The sequence below is a fragment of the Kineococcus halophytocola genome, assembly GCF_041276425.1.
In the GTDB taxonomy this organism is placed as follows: domain Bacteria; phylum Actinomycetota; class Actinomycetes; order Actinomycetales; family Kineococcaceae; genus Kineococcus; species Kineococcus halophytocola.
In genome coordinates, this window is the sequence record NZ_JBGFTU010000005.1 from 165,701 (window position 1) to 189,424 (window position 23,724).

General features: G+C 73.9%; 20 protein-coding genes. 7 read left to right on the forward strand and 13 right to left on the reverse strand.

The genetic code is table 11. The features are described from left to right. Window positions 1-82: 82 nt before the first annotated feature. Entirely contained in the window at window positions 83-526 is a 444-nt protein-coding gene (ndk, locus tag AB2L27_RS05925; protein WP_370440548.1) for a nucleoside-diphosphate kinase, read from the reverse strand. Between the two features lie 51 nt (window positions 527-577). Here ndk and AB2L27_RS05930 point away from each other — a divergent pair, with 51 nt between their 5' ends. Continuing rightward, window positions 578-1,333 carry a helix-turn-helix domain-containing protein gene (locus AB2L27_RS05930; RefSeq protein WP_370440549.1) on the forward strand — a complete coding sequence of 252 codons (756 nt, stop codon included), beginning with the start codon at window positions 578-580 and terminating at the stop codon, window positions 1,331-1,333. On the opposite strand, the gene AB2L27_RS05935 is transcribed toward AB2L27_RS05930, so the two are convergent. Beyond that, entirely contained in the window at window positions 1,270-1,692 is a 423-nt protein-coding gene (locus AB2L27_RS05935) for a VOC family protein (RefSeq protein WP_370440550.1), read from the reverse strand. The two genes, AB2L27_RS05930 and AB2L27_RS05935, sit on opposite strands and share 64 nt — an antisense overlap. Before the next feature lie 80 nt (window positions 1,693-1,772). Here AB2L27_RS05935 and AB2L27_RS05940 point away from each other — a divergent pair, with 80 nt between their 5' ends. The 3 genes from AB2L27_RS05940 to AB2L27_RS05950 all read left to right on the forward strand — a co-directional run bounded on the left by AB2L27_RS05940 (window position 1,773) and on the right by AB2L27_RS05950 (window position 4,244). Continuing rightward, window positions 1,773-2,021 (forward strand): hypothetical protein, encoded by a 249-nt coding sequence (locus AB2L27_RS05940; RefSeq protein WP_370440551.1) that lies wholly within the window; start codon window positions 1,773-1,775, stop codon window positions 2,019-2,021. A 112-nt stretch (window positions 2,022-2,133) separates the two neighbouring features. Continuing rightward, on the forward strand, window positions 2,134-3,582 hold the full coding sequence (locus AB2L27_RS05945) for a sugar porter family MFS transporter (RefSeq protein WP_370440552.1): 1,449 nt from the start codon (window positions 2,134-2,136) through the stop codon (window positions 3,580-3,582). Then, the gene (locus tag AB2L27_RS05950) at window positions 3,579-4,244 is read left to right on the forward strand and encodes a maleylpyruvate isomerase N-terminal domain-containing protein (RefSeq protein WP_370440553.1); all 666 of its coding nucleotides are present in this window, start codon (window positions 3,579-3,581) and stop codon (window positions 4,242-4,244) included. The genes AB2L27_RS05945 and AB2L27_RS05950 overlap by 4 nt, the downstream gene beginning before the upstream one ends. Before the next feature lie 18 nt (window positions 4,245-4,262). On the opposite strand, the gene AB2L27_RS05955 is transcribed toward AB2L27_RS05950, so the two are convergent. From AB2L27_RS05955 to ileS, 5 genes are read right to left on the reverse strand one after another with little or no spacing between them, the layout of a single operon-like run. After that, complete coding sequence (locus tag AB2L27_RS05955) at window positions 4,263-4,601, reverse strand: hypothetical protein (RefSeq protein ID WP_370440554.1); 339 nt, start codon at window positions 4,599-4,601, stop codon at window positions 4,263-4,265. 19 nt (window positions 4,602-4,620) lie between these two features. Next, window positions 4,621-5,094 carry a GNAT family N-acetyltransferase gene (locus tag AB2L27_RS05960; protein WP_370440555.1) on the reverse strand — a complete coding sequence of 158 codons (474 nt, stop codon included), beginning with the start codon at window positions 5,092-5,094 and terminating at the stop codon, window positions 4,621-4,623. Then, window positions 5,091-5,450, reverse strand: a complete 360-nt coding sequence (locus AB2L27_RS05965) for a DUF4233 domain-containing protein (protein ID WP_370440556.1) — start codon at window positions 5,448-5,450, stop codon at window positions 5,091-5,093. The genes AB2L27_RS05960 and AB2L27_RS05965 overlap by 4 nt, the downstream gene beginning before the upstream one ends. Further along, window positions 5,447-7,009 (reverse strand): bifunctional folylpolyglutamate synthase/dihydrofolate synthase, encoded by a 1,563-nt coding sequence (locus AB2L27_RS05970; protein WP_370440557.1) that lies wholly within the window; start codon window positions 7,007-7,009, stop codon window positions 5,447-5,449. The genes AB2L27_RS05965 and AB2L27_RS05970 overlap by 4 nt, the downstream gene beginning before the upstream one ends. Beyond that, a complete protein-coding gene (gene ileS, locus AB2L27_RS05975; RefSeq protein ID WP_370440558.1) occupies window positions 7,006-10,248 on the reverse strand; it encodes an isoleucine--tRNA ligase in 3,243 nt (1,080 codons plus the stop codon). Before ileS ends, AB2L27_RS05970 begins: the two co-directional genes overlap by 4 nt. Window positions 10,249-10,761: 513 nt before the next feature. Here ileS and AB2L27_RS05980 point away from each other — a divergent pair. Next, window positions 10,762-12,255, forward strand: a complete 1,494-nt coding sequence (locus tag AB2L27_RS05980; RefSeq protein ID WP_370440559.1) for a glycosyltransferase family 2 protein — start codon at window positions 10,762-10,764, stop codon at window positions 12,253-12,255. 124 nt (window positions 12,256-12,379) lie between these two features. On the opposite strand, the gene AB2L27_RS05985 is transcribed toward AB2L27_RS05980, so the two are convergent. Continuing rightward, window positions 12,380-13,321, reverse strand: coding sequence for an ROK family protein (locus AB2L27_RS05985; RefSeq protein WP_370440560.1), 942 nt, complete (start codon window positions 13,319-13,321; stop codon window positions 12,380-12,382). 259 nt (window positions 13,322-13,580) lie between these two features. On the opposite strand from AB2L27_RS05985, the gene AB2L27_RS05990 reads away from it, so the two are divergent. Beyond that, window positions 13,581-14,810 (forward strand): thiolase family protein, encoded by a 1,230-nt coding sequence (locus AB2L27_RS05990; RefSeq protein ID WP_370440561.1) that lies wholly within the window; start codon window positions 13,581-13,583, stop codon window positions 14,808-14,810. Further along, window positions 14,810-16,873 carry a 3-hydroxyacyl-CoA dehydrogenase NAD-binding domain-containing protein gene (locus tag AB2L27_RS05995; RefSeq protein ID WP_370440562.1) on the forward strand — a complete coding sequence of 688 codons (2,064 nt, stop codon included), beginning with the start codon at window positions 14,810-14,812 and terminating at the stop codon, window positions 16,871-16,873. Before AB2L27_RS05990 ends, AB2L27_RS05995 begins: the two co-directional genes overlap by 1 nt. A gap of 58 nt (window positions 16,874-16,931) precedes the next feature. Here the strand turns inward: AB2L27_RS05995 and AB2L27_RS06000 are convergent, their stop codons facing one another. The 5 genes from AB2L27_RS06000 to AB2L27_RS06020 all read right to left on the reverse strand — a co-directional run bounded on the left by AB2L27_RS06000 (window position 16,932) and on the right by AB2L27_RS06020 (window position 23,663). Next, the gene (locus AB2L27_RS06000; RefSeq protein WP_370440563.1) at window positions 16,932-17,717 is read right to left on the reverse strand and encodes an SDR family NAD(P)-dependent oxidoreductase; all 786 of its coding nucleotides are present in this window, start codon (window positions 17,715-17,717) and stop codon (window positions 16,932-16,934) included. 133 nt (window positions 17,718-17,850) lie between these two features. After that, window positions 17,851-19,059 carry an acyl-CoA dehydrogenase family protein gene (locus tag AB2L27_RS06005; protein WP_370440564.1) on the reverse strand — a complete coding sequence of 403 codons (1,209 nt, stop codon included), beginning with the start codon at window positions 19,057-19,059 and terminating at the stop codon, window positions 17,851-17,853. Then, a complete protein-coding gene (locus AB2L27_RS06010) occupies window positions 19,056-20,582 on the reverse strand; it encodes a long-chain-fatty-acid--CoA ligase (protein WP_370440565.1) in 1,527 nt (508 codons plus the stop codon). Before AB2L27_RS06010 ends, AB2L27_RS06005 begins: the two co-directional genes overlap by 4 nt. Window positions 20,583-20,623: 41 nt before the next feature. After that, window positions 20,624-22,135 carry a GGDEF domain-containing protein gene (locus tag AB2L27_RS06015; RefSeq protein ID WP_370440566.1) on the reverse strand — a complete coding sequence of 504 codons (1,512 nt, stop codon included), beginning with the start codon at window positions 22,133-22,135 and terminating at the stop codon, window positions 20,624-20,626. Further along, window positions 22,128-23,663: a GGDEF domain-containing protein gene (locus AB2L27_RS06020; RefSeq protein WP_370440567.1), complete on the reverse strand. Its 1,536-nt coding sequence runs from the start codon at window positions 23,661-23,663 to the stop codon at window positions 22,128-22,130. Before AB2L27_RS06020 ends, AB2L27_RS06015 begins: the two co-directional genes overlap by 8 nt. Window positions 23,664-23,724: the final 61 nt, after the last annotated feature.

The window sequence follows — 23,724 nt, forward strand, 5'->3', positions numbered from 1 at the left end:
AGGCAACGAGGCGTTCGGAGGGCGGGCGGTCCGGCCCTCTTGCCCCTGTCGACCTCAGCGTGCCGCAGAACTCACCGGTCGGTCAGAGGTGGGGGAACCAGAGACCGATCTCGCGGGCCGCGGACTCCTCGGAGTCCGAGCCGTGCACGAGGTTCTGCTGGACCTTCAGGCCCCAGTCGCGGCCGAAGTCGCCGCGGATGGTGCCGGGGGCGGCTGTCGTGGGGTCGGTGGTGCCGGCGAGGGAGCGGAAGCCCTCGATGACGCGGTCGCCCTCGACGACGGCCGCCAGGACGGGGCCGGAGAGCATGAACTCGACGAGGGGCTCGTAGAACGGCTTGCCCTCGTGCTCGGCGTAGTGGCCGGCGAGCAGCTCGCGCGTCGCGGTGCGCAGCTCGACGGCGACGAGGGTGTAGCCCTTGGCCTCGATGCGCCGCAGGACCTCCCCGGACAGGTTGCGCCGGACGCCGTCGGGCTTGACGAGGACGAGGGTGCGCTGGGCGGTGTTCGCGCTGGAGGTCTCGGTCACGCGGACGACCCTAGCGGGGCGGGCGGCGTCTCCCGGGTGTGGACTGGGGGCGTGGACCGGACGGGCTACCGCGAGCGCACGTCGTCCGTCCCGGGCGCCGTCGTCTGGACCAGCGCACCGGCCGGGGTGGACACCGGTCCGGTGCTGCCCGACGGTTGCCTGGACCTGCTGTGGCGCAGCGACACCGAACGTCTGCTCGTCGCCGGTCCCGACACCCGGCCCCAGTCACCGGACGAGCCAGGGGAGGCGGGGGCCGGGGCCTGCTGGACGGGGCTGCGGTTCGCCCCCGGTCACGCTCCCGCGGTGCTCGGCGTGCCCGCCGACGTCCTGCGCGACCGGCGCGTGGACCTCGCCGACCTCTGGGACGCCGCCCGCGTCCGCCGCCTCACCGCCCTGGTCGCCGCGAGCGCGACGCCGGGCACGCTCCTGGAGGCCGTGGCGGGGACCGAACCGGCGCGGGAGGAGTCGTTGCGGCACGCGGTGCGGGCGCTCGCCGCGGGTCGCCCCGTGGCGCGGGTGGCGGCCGACCTCGACGTGAGCGAGCGGACGCTGCACCGGCGCAGCCTCGCGGCGTTCGGGTACTCCCCGCAGCTGCTGGCCCGCGTCCTGCGCTTCCGGCGGGCGCTGACGGTGTTGCGGGCCGGGGCCGCGCCCGTGCGGGTCGCCGCCGACCTGGGGTTCACCGACCAGGCGCACCTCACGCGGGAGGTGCGCCGGTTCGCCGGGACGACGCCCGGTGCGCTTCAGCTCGGCAGCGGCGCGAACAGGTCGACGGCGCCGCCGTCGGGGTCGAGCACCGTCGCGTAGCGCTGCCCCCAGACCGCGTCGAACGGGGCCAGGTGGACGGGCGCGCCGGCCGCGGTGAGTTCGGTGAACAGCGCGTCGACGGCCGTCGGGCTCGCGCAGAGGAAGGCCAGGCTCGTCCGGTTGCCCGCGGCCTCCCGCGCGTAGGAGGGGTCGAAGGAGCGGATGGTCTCCTCGGTGTCCCACGCCAGGCGCAGCCCGCCGGGCAGCGTCGTCTCGACGTGCGAGGCGTGGTCGGCGTCGGTGGGCAGGTCCAGACCGAGGCGGCGGTAGAAGGCCAGCGAGGCGGCCATGTCGGCGACGACGAGGCCGACGAGGTCGAGGCGGGGCGAGGGTGCCGGGTCGTGGTGGGAGTCGCTCATGCCCCGAGCGTGCCGCCACAGCGCGGCCGCGTCTTGCACGCGTCGGACAGGACGTCGACCGGGTGGTCCAGGATGTGGGGGTGCGTCACGACCGCGAGGACACCGCCGCCCAGGAGGAGGCGCTGCGCGCCGCCCGCGCCGAGGCCGCGCAGGTCCTCGCCGAGCTGGCCGCCGAGGCGCGGTCGCTGTCCAAGGCGTACGCCGGGCGCACGGCGCGCCTGCCGGACGGGTCGGCGCTCGCCGGGCTCGTCGACGCCGCCCGCCGCGCCGAGGAGGCCGTCGACATGGCCGCGCACGACCTCGCCACCGCCCGCGGTGAGGACGCCTGAGCGTTCACCGCTCGCGCGCCGGACACGCGCTCGACGTGCGGTGATCCACCGGTGGGCGGACCATCGGGGGCGGGTTCCGGGCTCGGGGCTCACCGCACCGAGGGAGAACCGCATGAGTTCGGAGAGCGCGCAGGCGCCGAGCGAGGACGAGAAGCACACCACGACGAAGGTGGTGATGATCTCGGTCGTCGCCGCCATCGGCGGGTTCCTGTTCGGGTTCGACACCTCGGTCATCAACGGGGCCCTGACGGCGGTCACGAACCAGTTCGAGCTGTCCGCCGGCCTGTCCGGGTTCGCCGTCTCGTGCGCCCTGCTGGGTGCGGCCGTGGGGGCCTGGTTCGCCGGGCGCCTGGCGGACCGCTTCGGCCGGAAGTCGATCATGATCGTGGGTGGTGTCCTCTTCGCGATCAGCGCGGTGGGCTCGGCGTTCGCCTTCGCCGTGTGGGACCTCATCCTGTGGCGCGTCGTCGGTGGGCTGGGTGTCGGCATCGCCTCGGTCATCGCCCCGACGTACATCGCCGAGGTCGCCCCCGCCCACATCCGCGGGCGGCTGGCCTCGTTGCAGCAGCTCGCCATCACCGTCGGCATCTTCGCCGCCCTGCTGTCCGACGCGTTCATCGCCAACACCGCCGGGTCGGCCGAGAACACCACCTGGCTGGGCTGGGAGGCGTGGCGGTGGATGTTCCTCGTCGGGGTGATCCCGTCGGTGGTGTGGGCGTTCCTGGCCCTGCAGGTCCCCGAGTCCCCCCGGTACCTCATCGCCAAGGGTGAGACCCAGCGCGCCGGGGAGGTCCTGCGCGAGGTGCTCGGCACCCGCAGCCTGGAGGCGGTGCAGCGCAAGGTCGCCGAGATCAAGAACTCGATGCGGCGCGAGCACGACCCGAGCCTGCGCGACCTGCGCGGACCGAAGTTCGGCCTGCTGCCCGTCGTCTGGGTGGGGATCCTGCTGTCCGTCCTGCAGCAGGGCGTCGGCATCAACGTGATCTTCTACTACTCCAACACCCTGTGGCAGGCCGTCGGGTTCCAGGAGTCCGACGCGTTCACCACGTCGGTCATCACGGCGGTCACCAACGTCGTCGTCACGTTCATCGCCATCGCGACCGTCGACAAGGTCGGCCGCAAACCGCTGCTGACCGCGGGGTCGGCGGGGATGTTCGTCTCCCTCACCGTCATGGCGATCGCCTTCTCCCAGGCCGGTGGCACCAGCGAGAACCCGACCCTGGCGGACCCGTGGGGCCCGATCGCGGTGGTCGCGGCGAACGTCTACGTCATCTCGTTCGGCGCGACGTGGGGCCCGGTCGTCTGGGTGCTGCTGGGTGAGATGTTCCCCAACCGGATCCGCGCCGCCGGCCTGGCCGTCGCCGCCGCCGCGCAGTGGCTGGCGAACTTCGCCGTCTCCACGAGCTTCCCGGCCCTGGCCGGGATCGGGCTGCAGTTCGCCTACGGCCTGTACGCCGTCATCGCGCTGCTGTCGTTCGTCTTCGTCCGCAAGGCGGTGCGCGAGACGAAGGGCCGGGAGCTGGAGGACATGGACGACGACGCCCCCGCGACGGCACGGTGACCCTCCACCTCACTCACGCGGAGGGCCGTGACGCCCTCCTCGACGAGCTCGCGGAGTGGGAGCGGCTGCTGGGGGCGTTCGACGACCTGGACGCTCCCAGCCGGTGCGAGGGGTGGACCTGCGGGCAGGTGGTCGTGCACGTGCACCTGGGTCTGCAGGAGATCGCCCTGGCCCTGCCGGCCGTGGACGGCCCCGGCGCGGTGGACGTGGACGCGGCCGGCTGCTGGAGTCGGTACCCGGTCGCGGCGGACCCCGACGCGGGATCGGCGTTCCTGGCCGGCCTGGTCGCCGCCCACCCGCACGCGGGCGCCCTCACGAACCACGTGGCCGCGACCGTGCGGGGGCTGGCCCGCGGGGTGGAGCGGGTGCCGGAGGGCCGCGTCGCGTTCCAGGGCATGACGTTCTCGACGGGCGACCTGCTCGGCAGCTGGGCCGTGGAGTTGGCCGTGCACCACCTCGACCTGGAACTCATCGCCGACCCGCCCGCGGCGAGCGCGCTGCACCTGGCGCGGCGCACGGTGGACGACCTCGCGGGCGGATCGGTGCCCGCCGACTGGGACGACGCCACCGTCGTCCTGGCCGGGACCGGACGGGTCGCGCTCAGCGACGCCGAAGCCGGGCGGCACTCCGGGCTGCGCGAGACGTTGCCCGTCCTGCGCTGATCGGGGCACCGCGACAGCTCACTCCACGACGACGTGCGCCCGGACGGTCCGGTCGCCGGCGGTCCCAGCGACCCAGCCCTGCGTCTCGGCGAACGCGAGCATCCCCTCGAACCGCTCGTCCCACCCCGCGTCGGCGCCCTCGGCGTGGGCGGTCCCGTGCAACCAGGACACCGAGACGCGGACGTGCGCGGCCGCGACGTCGTCGCCCTCGGCGTCCAGCTCGCCCACCGGCCCCAGGACGGCTGCCAGGTCGCCCACGGACGTGCCGGCGGGGACGGTCACGTCGAGGGACGTGAAGACGTCGTGGTCGAGCAGTTCGGCGGGCTGGGCCGCGGTGGGGTCGACGGCGATGCGCACTGCGCCTCCTCGGGGCTGGTCACGGACGGGACATCGAGACCTCGGGAACACCCGTCCCGGCGTCGACCCGTTCGCTGCCGGCCACGACGGTGAACCCGTGCCGAGCGTAGAACCGGCGGGCCCGCGTGTTGTCGCGGAACACCCGCAGGTGGGCCGCCCGCTCCCCCACGGCACGCCGCAGCAGCGCGTCCGCGATCCCGGTGCCGCGGACCCCGGCCGCCACGTACAGGCTGCGGAGCTCCCAGCTCGGCTCACCCGGGACCCAGCTCGCGACCCCGACGACCTCGGTGCCCCCGGGCCCGTCCGCCTCCGCGAGCGCGCAGCCGCGCGATCCGGTCCGCAGCGTCCGCGTCCACCGGGCCAGCCGTTCCGGGACCCGCTGGGCCCGCAGGTAGGCGTCCGGGACGAGCCCGGCGTAGCACTCGTCCCACGTCCGGGTCTGGAACTGCGCGACGGCGAGAGCGTCCGCCGGGACCACGTCGCGCAGGATCACTCCTGCGCCATCCTCCGCGCCACCTCGGCCTGCTCCCGCTCGATGCGGTTGCCGACGACGATCGCGCAGACCCAGATGATCGCGAACACCCCGCCGACGGCGAACATCAGCGGCACGACGAACCCCCCGGCCACGATGGCGACCTGCAGGACCCAGCCGAGGGCGTACCCCCCACGGCGGCGCAGCATCCCCGCCGCCAGCAGGCACAGCAGCACCAGGGCACCACCCACGACGAGGTAGGTCGCGCTGCGCTGCGCCATCGGCACGAGCCCGTAGGCCACGAGGGTGGCGAAGAACACGACGAGCGCCTCGCTGCCGAGGGTCGTGGCGGCCATGAGCCGCTTGGGGTTCCTCACTGCTTCCCCTTGCCCAGCAGCGCCCGGGCGTCCCCGGCCAGCACGACCGACCCGGCGATGACGACCCCGGCCCCGGACCCGCCGATGCCGCCGCCGGCGCCCGCCTCGGACTCGGCGAGGTCGACGGCGGTGGCGATGGCCTCGTCGAGCCGTTCGACGAGGTGCACGCGGTCCTCACCGAAGACGTCCTCGGCCAGTTCGGCCAGTTCGGCCGGTTCCATCCCGCGTGAGGAGCTGGAGCGGGTGACGACGACCTCGGCCAGGACCGGTTCGAGGGCGTGCAGGACGCCCTCGACGTCCTTGTCCCCCATGACGGCCACGACCCCGACGAGCCGGCTGAGCGTGAACGCCTCGGCGATGGCCGCGGCCAGGGCCTGCGCCCCGGCCGGGTTGTGCGCGGCGTCGGCCAGGACGAGCGGCGACGTGCGCAGCACCTCCAGCCGCCCCGGGGAGGAGACGTCGGCGAACGCGGCCTCGACCAGCCCGGGCGACAGCGTCCCCCCGGGCAGGGCGAGCAGCGCCTCGGCCGCCGACAGCGCCACGGCGGCGTTCTCGGCCTGGTGGGCCCCGTGCAGGGGCAGGAACACGTCGGCGTACAGGCCGCCGCGCGTGCGCAGGGAGACCTGCTGCCCGCCGACGGCCAGGGTGCGGTCCTCGACGCCGAAGTCGAAGCCCTCGCGCACGACGGTGACGCGCTCGGCGGCGGCCTTGGCCAGCAGCACCGCGCCGGCCTCCTCCTCCTGCTTGCCGACCACGACCGTCGAGCCGTGCTTGACGATCCCGGCCTTCTGCCCGGCGATCTCCTCCAGCGTCGAGCCCAGCCACGTCTCGTGGTCCATCGAGACGGGTGTGATGACCGCGACGTCGGGCTGCACGACGTTCGTCGTGTCCCACGTGCCGCCGAGGCCGGTCTCGATGACGGCGACGTCGACGGGGGCGTCGGCGAAGGCGGCGAACGCCATGAGGGTCAGGACCTCGAAGAAGCTCAGCCGCGGTTCCCCGCGCTCGGCGGCCCGTGCGTCGACGATGGTCACGACGGGTTCGACGTCGTCCCAGGCGCGCACGAACGCGGCGTGCGAGATGGGGTCGCCGTCGATGGAGATGCGTTCGGTGATGTCGACCAGGTGCGGGCTGGTGAACCGGCCGGTCCGCAGGTCGTGCTCGCGGACCAGCCGTTCCACCATGCGCGCCGTGGACGTCTTGCCGTTGGTACCGGCCAGGTGCACGACGCGGCAGGCGAGCTGGGGGTCGCCCAGCAGCCCGCACGCCTCGCGCACCCGGTCCAGCGTCGGGTGGATCCGGTGCTCGGGGTTGCGGTCCAGGATCTGCGCGACGACGTCGGCGAACCGGCTGTCCTCCTCCTCGACCGGCCCGGCCGCCACGAGCCGGCCCTCGGCGTTCACCCGGGGCGAGCGGTGGTCCTGCGGGACCCGCCCGCGGCGCAGGCCGTCGGTGCCGAACGCCTCCCCGGTGTCGTCGGTGCCGTCCCCGAGCGGGCCCAGGAGCTCCTCGAGCTCCCGGTCCTCCTCCCGGTACCCCTCGTCCCCGGGCCCGTTCACCGCTGACCCCCGTGCTCCTCGGCGCGCTGCACCGCGATGCGCACCTCGTGCCCCTCGACCGACCCCACGAGCGTCGCCTCCTCCTGGCTCACCGCCGACACCGAACCGCTGGACCCGAACTGCTGGGCCAGGGTCTCGGACACGACGAGGTTCTGGTGCGTCACGAGGGCCTCCCACACCGGCCCGTCGGCGGCCACGGTCAGCCGGATGCGGTCGCTGACGTGCAGCCCCGCGTCGCGCCGGGCCTGCTGGACGAGGCGGACCACGTCGCGCGCGATCCCCTCGGCGGCCAGTTCCGGCGTCACCGTCGTGTCGAGCACGACGAAACCGCCACCGTCCAGCGCCGAGGTGGCCAGGGCGTCCCCGGCCCCCTCGACGGTGGTCGTCAGCTCGTACTCGCCCTCGAGGAGTTCGATCCCGCCGGAGACCACGGTCCCGTCGGGACGTTCGGTCCAGTCCCCGCTCTTGGACCCCTTGATGGCCTGCTGCACCTGCTTGCCCAGGCGCGGGCCGGCCGCGCGGGCGTTGACGGTCAGCTTGGCGACCACGCCGTACTCGGTGGCGCGGTCGATCGGGGCCAGCGCGACGTTCCGGACGTTCACCTCGTCGGCGACGAGCCGGGCGAACGGTTCCAGCGCGGCGGGGTCGGCGACGAGGACCTCGAGCCGCTCCAGGGGCAACCGGACCCGCAGGCCGTTCGCCTTGCGCAGCGCCAGCGCGCTGGAGCAGGTGGCGCGCACCTCGTCCATGGCCGCCACGAGCGCGGGGTCGCTGGGCAGGTCCAGCACGTCCGGCCAGTCGGTGAGGTGCACCGACCGCCCCCCGGTCAGCGTCCGCCAGATCTCCTCGGCGAACAGCGGCAGCAGCGGCGCCAGCATCCGCGTCGTCGTCTCCAGCACCGTGTAGAGGGTGTCGAACGCGTCGCGGGCCCGGTCGGACTCCCCGTCCCAGAACGCCGACCGGGACCGGCGGACGTACCAGTTCGTCAGGGAGTCCAGGAACTGCCGGGAGGTCTCGCACGCCCCGGCGATGTCGTAGGCGTCGAGCTGCGCCGTGACCTGCACGACGGTGTCGTGCAGCTTGGCCAGCACGTACCGGTCCAGGACGTCGCCCGACGTCGTGCGCCAGCGCGGGGTGTGGCTGGAGGTGCCGGAGTAGAGCTGGAAGAACTGGAAGGTGTTCCACAGCGGCAGCAGCACCTGGCGCACCGAGTCGCGGATGCCCTGCTCGGTGACGATGAGGTTCCCCCCGCGCAGCACGGGCGAGCTCATGAGGAACCAGCGCATCGCGTCGGAGCCGTCGCGGTCCAGGACCTCGGACACGTCGGGGTAGTTGCGCAGCGACTTGCTCATCTTGCGGCCGTCGTCGCCGAGCAGGATGCCGTGCGAGACGCACGTGCGGAACGCCGGCCGGTCGAACAGCGCCGTGGCCAGGACGTGCAGCGTGTAGAACCAGCCGCGGGTCTGCCCGATGTACTCGACGATGAAGTCGCCCGGGTAGTGGCTCTCGAACCAGTCTGTGTTCTCGAACGGGTAGTGCACCTGGGCGAACGGCATCGACCCGGACTCGAACCAGCAGTCCAGGACCTCCGGGACGCGGCGCATGGTCGAGCGCCCCGTCGGGTCGTCGGGGTTGGGCCGGGTCAGCTCGTCGACGTGGGGGCGGTGCAGGTCGGCCGGGCGGACGCCGAAGTCGCGTTCGAGGTCGTCGAGGGAGCCGTAGACGTCCACGCGCGGGTACGCCGGGTCGTCCGAGGTCCACACCGGGATCGGGCTGCCCCAGTAGCGGTTGCGGCTGATCGACCAGTCGCGCGCACCCTCCAGCCACTTGCCGAAGGACCCGTGCTGGACGTGGTCGGGGACCCAGGTGATCTGCTCGTTGAGCTCGACCATGCGGTCGCGGATCGCGCTGACCTTGACGAACCAGCTCGACACGGCGCGGTAGATGAGCGCGTTCCCGCAGCGCCAGCAGTGCGGGTAGGAGTGGTCGTACGTCTCCTGGCGCAGCAGGACGGCACCGCTGGGCAGGCCGTTCTTCAGCGCCCGGTTGATCTCCTTGTTCGCGTCGAAGACGTGCGTGCCGGCGAAGTCGGTGACCTCGGCCGTGAAGGTCCCGTTGGAGGCGACGGGGACGACCGGGACGATGCCGGCCGCGTCGGTGACGAGCTTGTCGTCCTCACCGAAGGCGGGGGCGATGTGGACCACCCCCGTGCCGGAGTCGGTCGTGACGTAGTCCGCCGCCAGGACCTGGTGGGCGTTCTCCCGGCCGGCGAAGTAGTCGAACGGGGGGACGTAGCGGCGGCCGAGCAGCTCGGACCCGCGCTTGCGCGCCACGACGCGGTCGGCGGCGTCCTCGCCCAGTTCGCGGGCGTAGTGGGCCAGCCGGTCGGCGGCGAGCAGGAACTTCCGTCCCTCGTGGTCGCCGGTGCCCGTGACGACGACGTACTCCAGGTCCGGGTGGACGGCCATGGCGAGGTTGCTGGGCAGCGTCCACGGCGTCGTGGTCCAGATCAGGCCCAGCACGCCGTCGAGGTCGTCACCGGCGTCGGTGAACGCGAACCCGACGGTCACCGCGGGGTCCTGCCGGTTGCGGTAGACGTCGTCCAGGCGCGTCTCGGAGTTGCTCAGCGGCGTCTCGCAGCGCCAGCAGTAGGCCAGGACGCGGAACCCCTCGTAGACCAGGCCCTTGTCCCACAGCGTCTTGAACGCCCACATGACCGACTCCATGTAGTCGGTGTCGAGGGTCTTGTAGTCGTTCTCGAAGTCGACCCAGCGCGCCTGGCGGGTGACGTACTCCTCCCACTCCTTCGTGTACTTCAGCACGGAGGTGCGGCAGGCGTCGTTGAAGGCCGCGACGCCGAGGGCGTCGATCTGGGACTTGTGGGTGATGCCGAGCTGCTTCTCGGCCTCGACCTCGGCGGGCAGGCCGTGGGTGTCCCAGCCGAAGCGGCGCTCGACCTGGTGCCCGCGCATCGTCTCGTAGCGCGGCACGAGGTCCTTGACGTAGCCGGTCAGCAGGTGGCCGTAGTGCGGCAGGCCGTTGGCGAAGGGCGGGCCGTCGTAGAAGACGAACTCCCCGGCCGCGGAGCCCTCGCGGGCCTCGACGCTGGCGCGGAAGGTGCCGTCGGCCGCCCAGGAGTCCAGGACGGCGCGCTCGATCTGGGGGAAGCTCGGACCGCCCGGGGTCTGCGCGGCGACCTCGCCGGGGCTCTGGGGGGCTTCCGTCACGTCCTCGGACACCGTGCCTCGTCTCCTCGACTGAACTGCTCCAGCCGCGAGGACGACACCCGCCGGGGCCGGCGGTGCCGCGGTACCACCCCGCTTGCCGCCCGGGCCCTCCCCCGCGGGGGAGGACGGGACGACCGCTCTCGTCCGGCTGTCACGGGCCGCACCCGTCCGGTTCTAGTGAGGCACCCGGGGGGCACCCGTTCTTCCGGAGGCTCACCGGTGATGGCCGGATCGACGCCTGTGGCTCCATCGTAACCGGGACCGCCCCGCCGGTCTCCCCCGTTCGCCCCGCCCCCCTCCGTCGCCGTCACGGATGACGACGCAGCGTGACACCAGCTCGGAATCGCCGTGAGTAGTCGTGACCGCGAGTGACGGATGCGGGGCCACCCGGTCGGTTGATAAGCGCAGCGTTACCTCTAGCGGCGGAACGGAGCTGTTGGTGGAGCAATCGGCTACCTAACGTCACTGACGAGCCCCACCGCACCCCGCCAGCCCCGCCCGAGCCCCGCCCACGGAGGCAGCCCCATGGCCGTTCACGACCTCGCTCCGCTCCTCGTCCAGCCCGAGCCGCGGGTCGTCGAGGGCACCGTCCTGCCCCGCACGGCCGTCCCCGCCCCCCGCTCCGGCTTCGCCGACCGCCTCGCCGACACGGCCCTCACCGCCCGGCGTGCGCTCGAGGTCACGATCCACCGCCTGCGCTACCGCCCCGCGACCCGCCGGGTCGCGAAGATGGCCGTCCTGCTGCCGGCGCACAACGAGGAGGCCGACATCGAGGCCTGCCTGGACTCCCTCGTGACCCAGACCCGCACCCCCGACCTCATCGTCGTCGTCGCGGACAACTGCACCGACGACACCGTGAAGATCGCCCGCCGCTACCGCGGGATCAAGGTCGTCGAGACCTCCGGCAACACCGACGCCAAGGTCGGCGCCCTGGCCACCGGGTACGCCGAGTTCCTCGCCGGCGGCGCCTTCGACGTCATGGTGAGCATGGACGCCGACGTCGTGCTCGACCCCGACTGCCTGGCCGACCTGGAGGCCGAACTCCTCAAGACGCCCAGCGCGGCGGCCGTCTCGGCCAAGTACCACTTCGCCGAGGGCCAGGGCGGCTGGTTCAACCGCCAGCTCGTGCGCGCCCAGAAGATGGACTTCACCCAGTTCCAGGTGCGCGCCAACGAACGCGCCCGCCGCACCACGATCGTCGGCGGGCAGTGCTCGGCGTTCCGGTTCGCCGCCATCGACGAGGTGACCCGCCGGCACCGCCGCGCGGCCCCCTGGACCAACGAGACCGCGACCGAGGACGCCCAGCTCGGCCTGGAGCTGCAGGAGATGGGCTGGACGACCGTCATGTCGGCCACCGCCCGCGCCCAGGTCGGGGCCATGCCCACCGTCCGCGCCCTGTCCGGCCAGCGCGCGAAGTGGAATGCCGGGCTCATCGCCCTCATGACGAGCATGCCGCTGTCCAAGCGGACCCTGCCGTTCTGGTTGCAGCACCTCGGCCTGGGGCTCAACGTCTTCATGCGCCTGGCCTTCGTCGCCCTGCTGGCCGCCTCGGTCTCCACCCACCAGTTCGTCTGGTCCTGGTGGTGGATCACCCCGACCGTCCTGGCCGCGCTCTACCAGCTGAAGATGGCGCACCTGTCCCCCCACCGCCGCGGCGCCGACTACCTGTTCGCCGCGCTGTGGCTGCCCGGTGAGCTGTGGCTGTGGTTCTCGGGCTGGAACACCGCCAAGTCCTGGGTGACGCACCTGCTCGGCACCCGCCGCGACCTGTGGGCCGCGCAGGCCGCCGCCGAGGCCGGCAAGCGCAGCGGCGGCGGGGCCGGGGCCCTGCTCGCCACGATCGTCGGGTCGGTCGTCGTCTCCTCCGTCGGCGCCTGGTACTGGCTGACGCAGGCCAGCGCCGAGTTCCAGCGCGTGGTGCTCACCGTCGGCTGGCGCTCGCTGGCGTTCATGACGATCGTCGCCAGCGTCCTGCTGCTCATCAAGCTGCTGCGCCCGACCCGCGGGCTCACCGCCTGATCCAGGACTCCCCGACCGGCCCGGACCTCGTCAGGTCCGGGCCGTTCGCCGTTCCCGGACCACGGTGCCTGGACGGGGTGCGCGACGACGTCCGCCACCCCGCCGCACCACGTGCCTCAGCTCGTCAGCCGGCGATCACGGAGGACCGGGACAGCGCCGCCGCCCCCACCACCCCGGAGTCGTCGCCCAGGGCCGCGACGCAGAACCGCAGGTCCGGGCTCGGACGCATCACCCAGGGTCTGGTGGACTCCGCGATCCGGTCGGCCAGGTCCGAGCCGAGCTTCTCGGCCAGACCCCCGCCGATGACGACGAGGTCGACGTCCAGCACGTTCAGCACGGCACCGATCCCGACGCCGAGCGCGTCCACGCCCGTGGCGAACACCTCCTGCGCCAGGTCGTCCCCGTCCTCCAGGGCGGCCTCCCAGACGCTGGAGGTCATCGACTCCTTGCCCTTGTCGATGCGCAACTGCTCCAGGGTCGTCTCGCGCCCGGCGTCCACCAGGGCCCGCACGGCGGTCTGCATCGACCGGCGCCCGGCGTAGGCCTCCACGCACCCGCGCCGCCCGCAGCCGCACAACTGGCCGCCGTCGCGGACGACGACGTGCCCGATCTCCCCCGCGGCTCCGTGCGAGCCCAGGTACGGTCGACCGCCCAGCACGAGCCCGCCGCCGACCCCGGTGCCCAGCCACACGCCCAGCACGTCGTCGTGGCCCTTGGCCGCTCCGTGCAGCCACTCCCCGAGCAGACCCACGTTGCCGTCGTTGCCCAGGACGACGGGCAGCCCGGTGCGGTCGGACAACCCCCCGACCAGGTCGACGGGGTCGCCCCAGCCCGGCAGGTTGGGCACGGTCAGCGCCCGCCCCTCGTGGACGACGCCGGGGATGCCGAGCCCGATGCCCACGGGATCACCCCCGACCTCGGCCACCAGGTCGGCGATGACGTCCAGGACGGCGTCGGGCCCCTCCACGGGGGTGTTCTGCTTGGCGTTCCCGAGGACCTCGTGGTCGTCCCCGACCAGTCCGACCTCGATGTTGGTGCCTCCCACGTCGACCCCGACCGTCTGCATGGCCCCTCCTCCGCGTGCGCTGGTGTCGTGCTGGTGCCGTCCGGGCGCCGGGTCGCGCCGGACGTGCGGCGCGCGACGGGGGACCCGGCCGGGAGGCCGAGCCTGGCACGGCACCGGGCCCGGGGCGATCGGGCGGTGGGGCGGGGTGGGCTGGTCCGACCCGGCGCCCTCCCCCGGGTGGTTACCAGGGACCGCCGGTACCGCTTACCTCGTGCGGCGCGTACGGTGGCCCCACACGCACCCGTGACGAGGAGGTCCTGTGGTCCACACGCCCGCCCCCGGACGGAGCGTCGTCTTCGCCGACGGCGTCCGCACCCCGTTCGGCAAGGCCCGCCCCGACGGCATCCACGCCCAGACGCGCGCCGACGACCTCGTCGTGGCCTGCCTGCGCGAGCTGATGCGCCGCAACCCGTCCCTGCCGCCGGAGCGGGTCGAGGAGGTCGCGATCGCGGCGGCCACCCAGTCCGGGGACCAGGGCCTGGTGCTGGGCCGCAGCACCGCCCTGCTCGCCGGGCTGCCGGTCACCACGCCCGGGTACGCCATCGACCGCTGGTGCGCCGGGGCGATGACGGCCGTGACGACGAGCGCGGCCTCCATCGCCGTCGGTGCCCTCGACGTGGCCCTCGCCGGCGGGGTCGAGCACATGGGCCACCACCCGCTGGGGTCCGGCATGGACCCCAACCCGCGGTTCCTCACCGAGCGCATCGTCTCCCCCGACGCCCTGGACATGGGCAAGACGGCCGAGGCGCTGCACGACCGGTTCCCGCAGCTGACCAAGGAACGCGCCGACGCGTTCGCCGTCGCCAGCCAGGAGAAGTTCGCCGAGGCCGTCGCGAACGGGCAGGTCGAGGCCGACCTCGTCCCGGTCGCCTCCGCCAGCGCCGAGCTCGGCTGGGGCCTGGCCACCGCCGACGAGCTGGCCCGGCCCGGCACGACGATGGAGGGCCTGGCCGACCTGCGGACGCCGTTCCGCCCGCACGGGCGCGTCACCGCCGGCAACGCCTCCCCGCTGACCGACGGTGCGACCGCGTGCGTCCTGGCCGCCGAGGACGTCGCCGCCGAGCTGGGGCTGACCCCGAGGATGCGCATGGTCGGTTTCGGGTTCGCCGGCGTCGAACCGGGGGTCATGGGCCTGGGCCCGGTCCCCTCCACCGAGAAGGTGCTGCAGCGCACCGGGTTGAGCATCGACGATATCGGCCTGTTCGAGCTGAACGAGGCCTTCGCCGTGCAGGTGCTCAGCTTCCTGGACCACTTCGGCATCGCCGACGACGACCCGCGGGTGAACCTCTACGGCGGCGCGATCGCCATCGGCCACCCGCTGGCCGCCTCCGGGGTGCGGCTCATGACCCAGCTCGCCCGGCAGTTCTCCGAGCACCCCGAGGTCCGCTACGGGCTCACCGCCATGTGCGTGGGCCTGGGCCAGGGCGGGTCGGTCGTCTGGGAGAACCCGGCCTGGGAAGGGTTCGCGAACGGGGAGGGTGAAGCCTGATGGCCGTCCACGTCCGCACGCTCGACCTGCCCCCCACCCCTGCCGGGGTGCGCCCGGGCAGGATGGCGCTGCTCACCCTCGACTCCGGCGACCCGCGCCGGCCGTTCGTCCTGGGCCAGCCGGGGCTGGCCGACCTGGAGGCGGCCCTGGACCGGGCCGAGGCGCTGGTGCGCGAGGAGGGTGTCGTCGCGATCGGCGTCACCGGGGCGACCCACGTGTTCTGCGCCGGGGCCGACCTCAAGGCCGTCGCCTCCATCGGTGACCTGGAGTCCAGCCGGGCCGTGGGGGCCCAGGGCCACCGCGTCCTGCGCCGCTTCGCCGACGCCGGCGTGCCCACGTTCGCCTTCGTCAACGGCCTCGCCCTCGGCGGCGGGCTGGAGACGGCGCTGCACTGCTCCTACCGGACGATCTCCGGTGCCGTGCGCGGCATCGGGCTGCCCGAGGCGTACCTGGGTCTCGTGCCCGGCTGGGGCGGGACGTACCTGCTGCCCCGCCTGGCCGGCCCGGACGTCGCGGTGAAGGTCGCGATCGAGAACGCCCTGGCGAACAACAGGACGCTGTCCGGCCCGCAGGCGTTCGAGGCCGGCATCGCCGACGCGCTGTTCGAGCCGGCCGACTTCCTCGTGCAGTCGCTGCGCTGGGCCGGGACGGTCCTGGTGGGCGAGAGGGGCGTGGAACGCGCCGAACCCGCCGACGAGGCGACCTGGGCGGCGGCGATCACCCGCGGCCGGGCCGTCGCCGACACCCGCGTGCACGGGGCCGCTCCCGCGCCCTACCGGACGCTGGACCTCCTGGAGGCCGCCCGCACGAACGACCGCGACACCCACTTCAGCGCCGAGGACCAGGCGCTGGCCGACCTCGGGGTCTCCCCCGAGCTCAAGGCCGGGCTCTACGCCTTCGACCTCGTGCAGCGCTACGGCCGCAAGCCCACCGGTGCGCCGCAGGTGGATCCGCGCAAGGTCACCTCGGTCGGCGTCGTCGGGGCCGGGCTCATGGCCTCCCAGCTCGCACTGCTGTTCCTGCACCGGCTGCAGGTCCCCGTCGTCCTCACCGACGTCTCGGCCGAGCGCGTCGAGAAGGGCGTCGGGTTCGTGCGCCAGGGCGTCCAGGACCTGCTGGCCAAGGGCCGGATCTCCCCCGACACGGCCAACCGGCTGTCGGCGTCGGTGTCCGGGTCGGTGGAGAAGTCGGCGCTGGCCGACTGCGACGTCGTCGTCGAGGCCGTCTTCGAGGAGATGTCGGTCAAGCAGGACGTCCTGCGCGAGCTCGAACCCCTGCTGCGCGAGGACGCCGTCCTGGCCACGAACACCAGTTCCCTGTCGGTGACCGAGATGGCCTCGGTGCTGAAGAACCCCGAGCGGTTCGTCGGGTTCCACTTCTTCAACCCCGTCGCCGTCCTGCCCCTCGTGGAGGTCGTGCGGACGGGCACGACCGACGACGTGACGCTGGCCACGGCCTTCGCGGTCGGGAAGAAGCTCAAGAAGACGTGCGTGCTGGTGCAGGACGCGCCCGCGTTCGTCGTGAACCGCATCTCCACCCGGATGTTCGACGAGGTCGTCAAGGCCGTCGACGCGGGCACGCCGCTGCTGGAGGTCGAGCACAGCCTGGATGAGCTGGGACTGCCGATGACCCCGTTCCGCCTGGGGCACTTCGTGGGCCCGGCCGTCATGCTGCACGTCCACGAGACGCTGGCCGCGGCGTTCCCGGAGCGCTACACGGTCTCGGACACCCTGCGCCGCTGGGTGCAGGCCGGTGGGCCCGCACTCGTCACCCCGAAGGGGCCGGTGGAACTGACCGGCGCCCACGAGGGGATCGTGCAGGGGGGCGGTACCCCGCGGACGGGCCAGGAGGTGCTGCGCGCCGTGCAGGACGCCCTGGCCGACGAGGTCCGCCGCGTCCTGGACGAGGGGGTCGTCGCCGGTCCCGAGGACGTCGACGTGTGCCTGGTCCTGGGCACCGGCCACCCGTTGTTCACCGGGGGGATCACCCCCTACCTCGACCGCGTGGGCGCCAGCGAGCGCGTCACGGGGCGGCGCTTCCACCCGGCGCGCGCCGGGAGCTGACCCGCCGGGACCGGGGGCGCGGGACACCCGCCGCGCCCCCGGTCCCGCGGCGGTGGGCTCAGTGGATGAGCTTGCCGCCGTCGACCTGCAGGCTGGCGCCGTTGACGTACCCGGCGTCCTCACCCAGCAGGAACGCGACCACCGCGGCGACGTCCTCGGGCCGGCCGACCCGGCCCACCGGGATGCCCGTCGCCATCGCGGCCTTGCGGTCCTCGGTCAGCGGCCCGCCCATGATGTCGGTGTCGACGGGGCCGGGCAGGATCGCGTTCGCCGTGATGCCCAGCGGGCCCAGCTCGCGGGCCGCCCCCTTCGTCAGGCCCAGGACCGCGGCCTTGGAGGCGGCGTAGGCGGTCTTGGAGAACGTCCCCCCGCCGTCGAGGGCGGTGATCGAGGACGTGGTGACGATGCGCCCCACCCCCACCTGCGCCATCCGCGGCGCCGCGGCCTGGATCATCAGCATCGTCCCGGTGGCGTTGACGGCGAAGCCGGCGTTCCACTCCGCCAGCGTCAGCTCCAGCAGCGGGGTCGGGCAGGCGGTCCCGGCGAGGTTCACGAGCCCCACCACGGGCGGCAGCGCCTCGTCGATGCGCGCGAACGCCGCGGCGACGTCCTCGGGGGAGGTGATGTCCAGCGGGACGCCGAGGACCTGCGCGCCGTCGGGGACGGTGCCGGCCAGCTCCTCGGCGATCTCGGCCACACCGTCGGCGCGGACGTCGACCAGGGCCAGGCTCCACCCGTCGCGGGCCAGCCGGCGCGCCACGACGCGGCCGATGCCGCGGGGAGCTCCGACGCCGGTGACCACGGCCGTGCGTGCGGCGGGGAACGGGGTGCTCACGGGACGCATCTCCTTCGATCGACTACCGCCGATCCAACATCCAATAGGATCTGCCGTCAAGGGGAACCCCCGGTCTCCCGGGGGGTCCACCGCGCCCGTCGGGCCGGGCCGGCGTCGGACCGGAGTCGAGGCGGGGTCTGGCTCAGGTGAAGCTGGACACGCCCGTGAGGTGCCGGCCGACGATGAGGGTCTGGATCGACTCGGTGCCCTCGTAGGTGTGCAGGGCCTCCACGTCGGCCATGTGCCGCGCGACCCGGTGCTCCAGCAGGATCCCGTTGCCGCCCAGCAGGTCGCGCGCCATGGCCGTCACGGTCCGCGCCTTGCGCGTGGCGTTGACCTTGGCCAGGGAGGCCTGGGTGTCGGTGAGCGTGCCCGCGTCGGCGAGCTTGCCCACCCGCAGGCAGAACAACTGCATGGCCGTCACCTCGGCGAGCATCTGCACGAGCTTGTCCTGCACGAGCTGGAAGCTCGCCAGCGGCTGGCCGAACTGCTTGCGCTGCAGGGAGTAGGCCAGCGCCGTCTCGTAGGCCGCCGTCGCGTGCCCGAGCGCGCCCCAGGCGATGCCCGCGCGGGTGGCGGACAGGACGCGACCGGTGTCGCGGAAGCTGCGCGCCCCCGGCAGCTTGTTCTCCGCCGGCACCCGGACACCGGTGAGGGTGATGTCCGCGTTGTGGATGGCGCGCAGCGACGCCTTGCCCTCGATGACGGACGCCTCGAACCCCGGGGTCCCCCGCTCGACGAGGAACCCCTGGACCTGACCGTCCTCACCGCGGGCCCACACCACGCACACGTCGCAGACGGTCCCGAACCCGATCCAGCGCTTGGCCCCGTCGAGGACGTACTCGTCGCCGTCCTCGCGGGCCGTGGTCCCCAGGGCCACGGCGTCGGACCCGTGGTCGGGTTCGGTCAGGCCGAACGCCCCGAGGACCTCCAGCCGGGCCATGGGCGGCAGCCAGCGCTCCTTCTGCTCGTCCGAGCCGAGGAACGCGATGGACCGCATGGCCAGCCCCGCCTGGACGCCGAGCATGGTGGCGAAGCTGCCGTCACCGCGGGACAGTTCCATGGTCACCAGACCCGCGGCGGTGTGGCTCAGCCGCGGGACGCCGGGCCCCTCCAGGCCGTCGCCCACGAGGTTCAGCTGGCCGTACTCCTTGAGCAGGTCCATCGGCATCTCGGCGCGTTCCCAGTACCCGCCGGCGACCGGGATGACCTTCTCGTCGACGAAGGCGCGGACGGTGGCCCACGTCTCGCGCTCGGCGTCGGTGAGGTCGGCGGCGATGTCGTAGTAGTCGACGCCGGTGGGGACCGCGTCGCTGGTCGTGCTGGTGCTCGCGTGCTGGGGGGTGCTCATGCCGGGGTTTCCTCCGTCCGTGCAGGGGGTGTGATCTCGCGCTTGAGGATCTTTCCGGTGGGTCCCTTGGGCAGGTCCGACACGATCCAGATCCGCCGCGGGTACTTGTAGGCGGCCAGTTGCGCCTTGACGTGCTGCTGCAGTTCCTCCGGGGTCGCGCTCGCGCCCGGTTTGAGGACCACCGCCGCCCCGATCTCCTCACCCACCAGGGGGTCGGGGAAACCCACGACGGCCGCCTGCTCGACGGCCGGGTGCTCGTACAGGACCTCCTCGACCTCCCGGGGGTACACGTTGTACCCGCCGCGGTCGATCATGTCCTTGGCCCGGTCGACGATCGTGTAGTAGCCGTCGGAGTCGCGCGTCGCCAGGTCCCCGCTGCGGAACCAGCCGTCGGTGATGGCCTGGGCCGTGGCGGTCTCGTTGCGCCAGTAGCCCTTCATGACGTTCTCGCCCTTGATGACGATCTCCCCGACCTCACCCGGTGCGACGGGGGAACCGTCGGCCGAGCGCAGGTCCATCTCGCAGCCGCGGACCGGGACGCCGATGGTCCCGGGTCTGCGCGGGACATCGGGAAGGTTGAACGAGGCGACCGGCGAGGTCTCGCTCAGCCCGTACCCCTCCAGGATCACCACCCCGTACTTCTCCTCGAAACCCCTCAGCACCTCGACCGGCAGCGAGGCCCCGCCGGAGACGCAGGACCGCCACGAGGACAGGTCCCGGTCGGCGGCGGTGGGTTCGCCCAGCATCGCCACGTACATCGTGGGGACCCCGGCGAAGTGGGTGACGCGGTCGCGCTCGACGACCGCGAGCGCCGCCTCGGCCGTGAACCGGGGCAGCAGCGTCATGGTCCGGCCGGCGACGAGCGCGGTGTTCATGGCGCAGGTCTGGCCGAAGGCGTGGAACAGCGGCAGCGCACCGAGGATGACGTCGTCCTCGCCCATCTTGACCAGGGACTCCTGCGACGTCACCGCGTTGCTGAGGAGGTTGTGGTGGGTCAGCTCGGCACCCTTGGGCGCCCCCGTCGTCCCGGAGGTGTAGAGGATGACGGCGGTGTCCTGCGGGTCGAGGGCCTGCAGGACCTCGTGGTCGGCGGACGGGTCGGGCTCGACCCCCGCCAGCAGCGCGGCGGTCGCGGACGGCTCGATCTCCACGACGCGGGTGGGGGTGCCCACGGCACCGGCGTGGGCGGCCTCGGCGACGGTGTGCCAGACGAGGGCGAGGACGGCCCCGGAGTCGGTGAGGTGGTGGTTCACCTCCCGTCCGCGCAGCAGCGGGTTCATCGGCACGACGACCGCCCCGGCGCGCAGGATGCCGTGGTAGAGCACCGGGAAGTGCGGGACGTTGGGGGCGATGAGCGCCACCCGGTCCCCCCGCCGGACGCCCTGCGCGCGCAGCAGCGCGGCGACGCGGGAGGTGGCGTCGTCGAGGGCGGCCCAGGTCAGGACGTGGTCGTCGAGGCGGACCGCGACGTCCTCGGGACGCGAGCGCGCGTGGTCGGTGAGGAGGCTGGCGAAGCTGTGCATCTGGACTCCTGCGGACGTCGTCGTCGCTGGTCTCGTCGCTGTCACGTGCAGCTTCGCACACGTCGGGCGGCCGGGCGCACCGGCCCGGCACCGGGGTCGGCCGTCCGGGTGCACGCCCGGCCGGCGTGCTTGGCCGCGTACAGCGCGGCGTCGGCGCGGGCCACGAGGGCCTCGAGGGGTTCGGTCCCGTCCCAGCGGGCCAGACCGGCCGAGAAGGTCTGACCGTCCGGCACGACGGCGCGCAGGTCGGCCAGCAGCCGCTCCACCCGCGCCGGCGCGACGCCGGCGGCCAGGACGGCGAACTCCTCCCCGCCCCAGCGGGCCAGCGCCACGCCCGTGCCCGCGAGCGCCGAGCGCCACGCCGTGGCGGCGCCCACGAGCAGGCGGTCCCCCGCCGGGTGCCCGAACGTGTCGTTGAAGACCTTGAACCGGTCGAGGTCGAGCAGGCCCACGACGAGGTCGGTGCCCTCGAGCTCGGCGCGCTCGCGCAGCCGGCGCAGCTCGGCGTCGGCGCTGCGGCGGTTCAGCAGACCCGTCAGCGGGTCGGTGCGGGCCAGCTCGGCGAGCTGGTCGGCCTGCTCGCGGACCCGGCGCACCAGGGCGTGCAGGCGCGCGACGACGAGCAGGAACAGGACGGTGGACCCGACGACGACGGCCCAGGCCTGCGGGGGCCGGCCGAGCAGCAGCTGCAGCACCAGCGTGGCCGGGGCCAGCAGGCTCGCCCCCGTGAGCACGAGCAGCCGGGTGGTGGAGAACTGCGCCGTCTCCGGGGCCGGGACGGGATCGGACAGGCGCCGCATCGAGGGGTGCAGGGCCGCGCACCCCCACAGCACGTACGAGGCCTGCCACAGCCAGTCGATCCCGGAGCCGTCGAAGGAACCGGACGTCGTGGCGACCTGGTAGAGGGTGTCGACCAGGAGCATGACGAGGGCCGCCGAGGCGAACAGCCCGGAGGAGACGGAGTGACGCCCGGCGGCGGTGACGACCCGCACGAGGGCGCCGAGGACGAGGACGTCGCCCACCGGGTAGGCGGCGGAGACAGCCGCGCCGAGGGGGTCGGCGCCGGCGTGGGCGAGCGTGGGGGCGATGAGGAACGTCCACGACAGCAGCCCGCAGCCGACGACGAGGATGGCGGCGTCGATGGTCCCCTCGACGTCGCGGGCCGGCCGGGCCTGCCGGGCCAGCCGCAGCAGCGCGGCGGTCAGCAGGGGGTAGGCGGCGACGTAGAAGACGTCCGGGGGGCCGGGGAAACCGCGCAGGTCCAGCACCCACCAGCACAGCCAGTAGGTGGCGTCGCCGAGGGTCCAGGCCCCCAGGCCCGCCACCAGCAGCCACCACGCGCCGGCGCCCCGGGGCCGGTGCCGGCGCACCCCGGCGGCGGTGGCGAGCACCGCCGCGGCACTGGAGAGGACGAAGAGGCTGTCGGTCGCGGGACCGGGCGGGCCGACCTGGACGGCCAGGGCGACCAGGACCCCGAACACCGCGTAGGCCCGCCACGGCGAGCGGACCCGGCGCCCAGCGCGCCACCAGGGCGCCGGGGTGCCCTCAGCCACGCGGCACGGGGTGCACCGGGCGGCGCTCGCCGCGGGCGGGCAGGGCGGGCAGGGACGGGAGGGCCGGCGTGGGGGCTCCCGGTGCTGCCGGGGCCTCAGGGGCCCAGCACGTCCGGTCCCGCCCACCGGCCTTGGCCGCGTAGAGGGCCGCGTCGGCAGCGGCGAGGAGGGCGGGCAGGTCCTGGGCCGGACCGGCCCACCGCGCCGCTCCGGCCGAGAAGGTGCGCCCGTCCGGGACGACCCGGCGCATCCGCCCCAGGAGCGCCTCGACCGCGGCGCGGTCCGGGCCGGGCAGGACGAGGAGGAACTCCTCCCCGCCCCAGCGGGCCAGGTGCGCCCCGGCACCGTCGAGGACCTCGCCCCAGGCGTGGGCGGCCCCGACGAGCAGCCGGTCCCCGGCGGGGTGGCCGTGCGTGTCGTTGTAGGCCTTGAAGTGGTCCAGGTCCACGAGCACGACGACGAGGTCGGACCCGCTGCGCGCGCAGCCGGCCGCGGCCCGCTGCAGGGCCGCGTCCCCGCTGCGGCGGTTGAGCAGGCCCGTCAGGGGGTCGGTGCGAGCCAGGGCCCGCAACTGCTCGGCCTGCACCCGCAACCGGCGCAGGAGCGTCCACATGCGGGCCACGACGAGCAGGAACAGCACCGCGGAGGAGGTCGCCACGGCCCACGACGACGGGTGCTGCTGCAGCAGCAGTTGCAGCGCGAGCGTCGCGGGGGCCAGCAGGCTCGCCCCCGCCAGGAGCACCAGGCGCCCACCGCCGAGCTCGCTGCCGCTGTGCGCCGGGACCGGGTCGGACAGTCGGCGCATGGACGGGTGCAGCGCGCACGCCCCCCACAGCAGGTAGCCGGCGAGCCAGACCGGATCGACGGCGGTCCCGTCGTAGCCGACGGCGGCGTAGGCGACCTGGTACGCGGCGTCGGCGGCGAGCATCGCGACCGCCGCCGCGCACAGCAGGGCGAAGCTCGGCGAGCGGGCCCCGGCCGCGGAGGTGAGCCGGACGAGCATGGCCAGGACGAACACGTCGGCCACCGGGTAGAGGGCCGAGACGGTCCCGCCGAGCAGGTCGTCGGACATCGAGCGCAGGGCCGGTTCGAGCAGGAAGACCCAGCTCAGCAGACCGGCCCCGACCGACAGGATCGTCGCGTCGATGACGCCCTCGACGTCACGGCCCGGACGGGCCTTGCGGGCCAGCGCCAGCAGCGAGAACCCGAGCAGCGGGTAGGCCAGCAGGTAGGTCACGTCCGGCGGTGCCGGGTAGGCCTGCGAGCCGCCGACGTCGTAAACGAGGACGTACAGGACGTCACCGGCCCCCCAGCACGCCATCCCGGCGGCCATCGCCCACCACGCGCGGGGCTGGACGGGCCGGTGGACGCGCACGCCCACGGCGATGGCGGCGGCGCTGCTGCAGGACACGAGCGCCAGCAGCGCGTCGTGCACGGTGCCGGTCGTCAGCAGGCACGCCAGCGCCACCGCGCCGCCGAGGAGGAGGTAGGCCACCCACGGGGGCGGTCGGTGCGGGAGGTGGCTCACCGGGGAAGCATCGGCCGTCCCGGGACCGGCCTGAGTGGGCCGTCCGGGGGTCGCCGGGCGT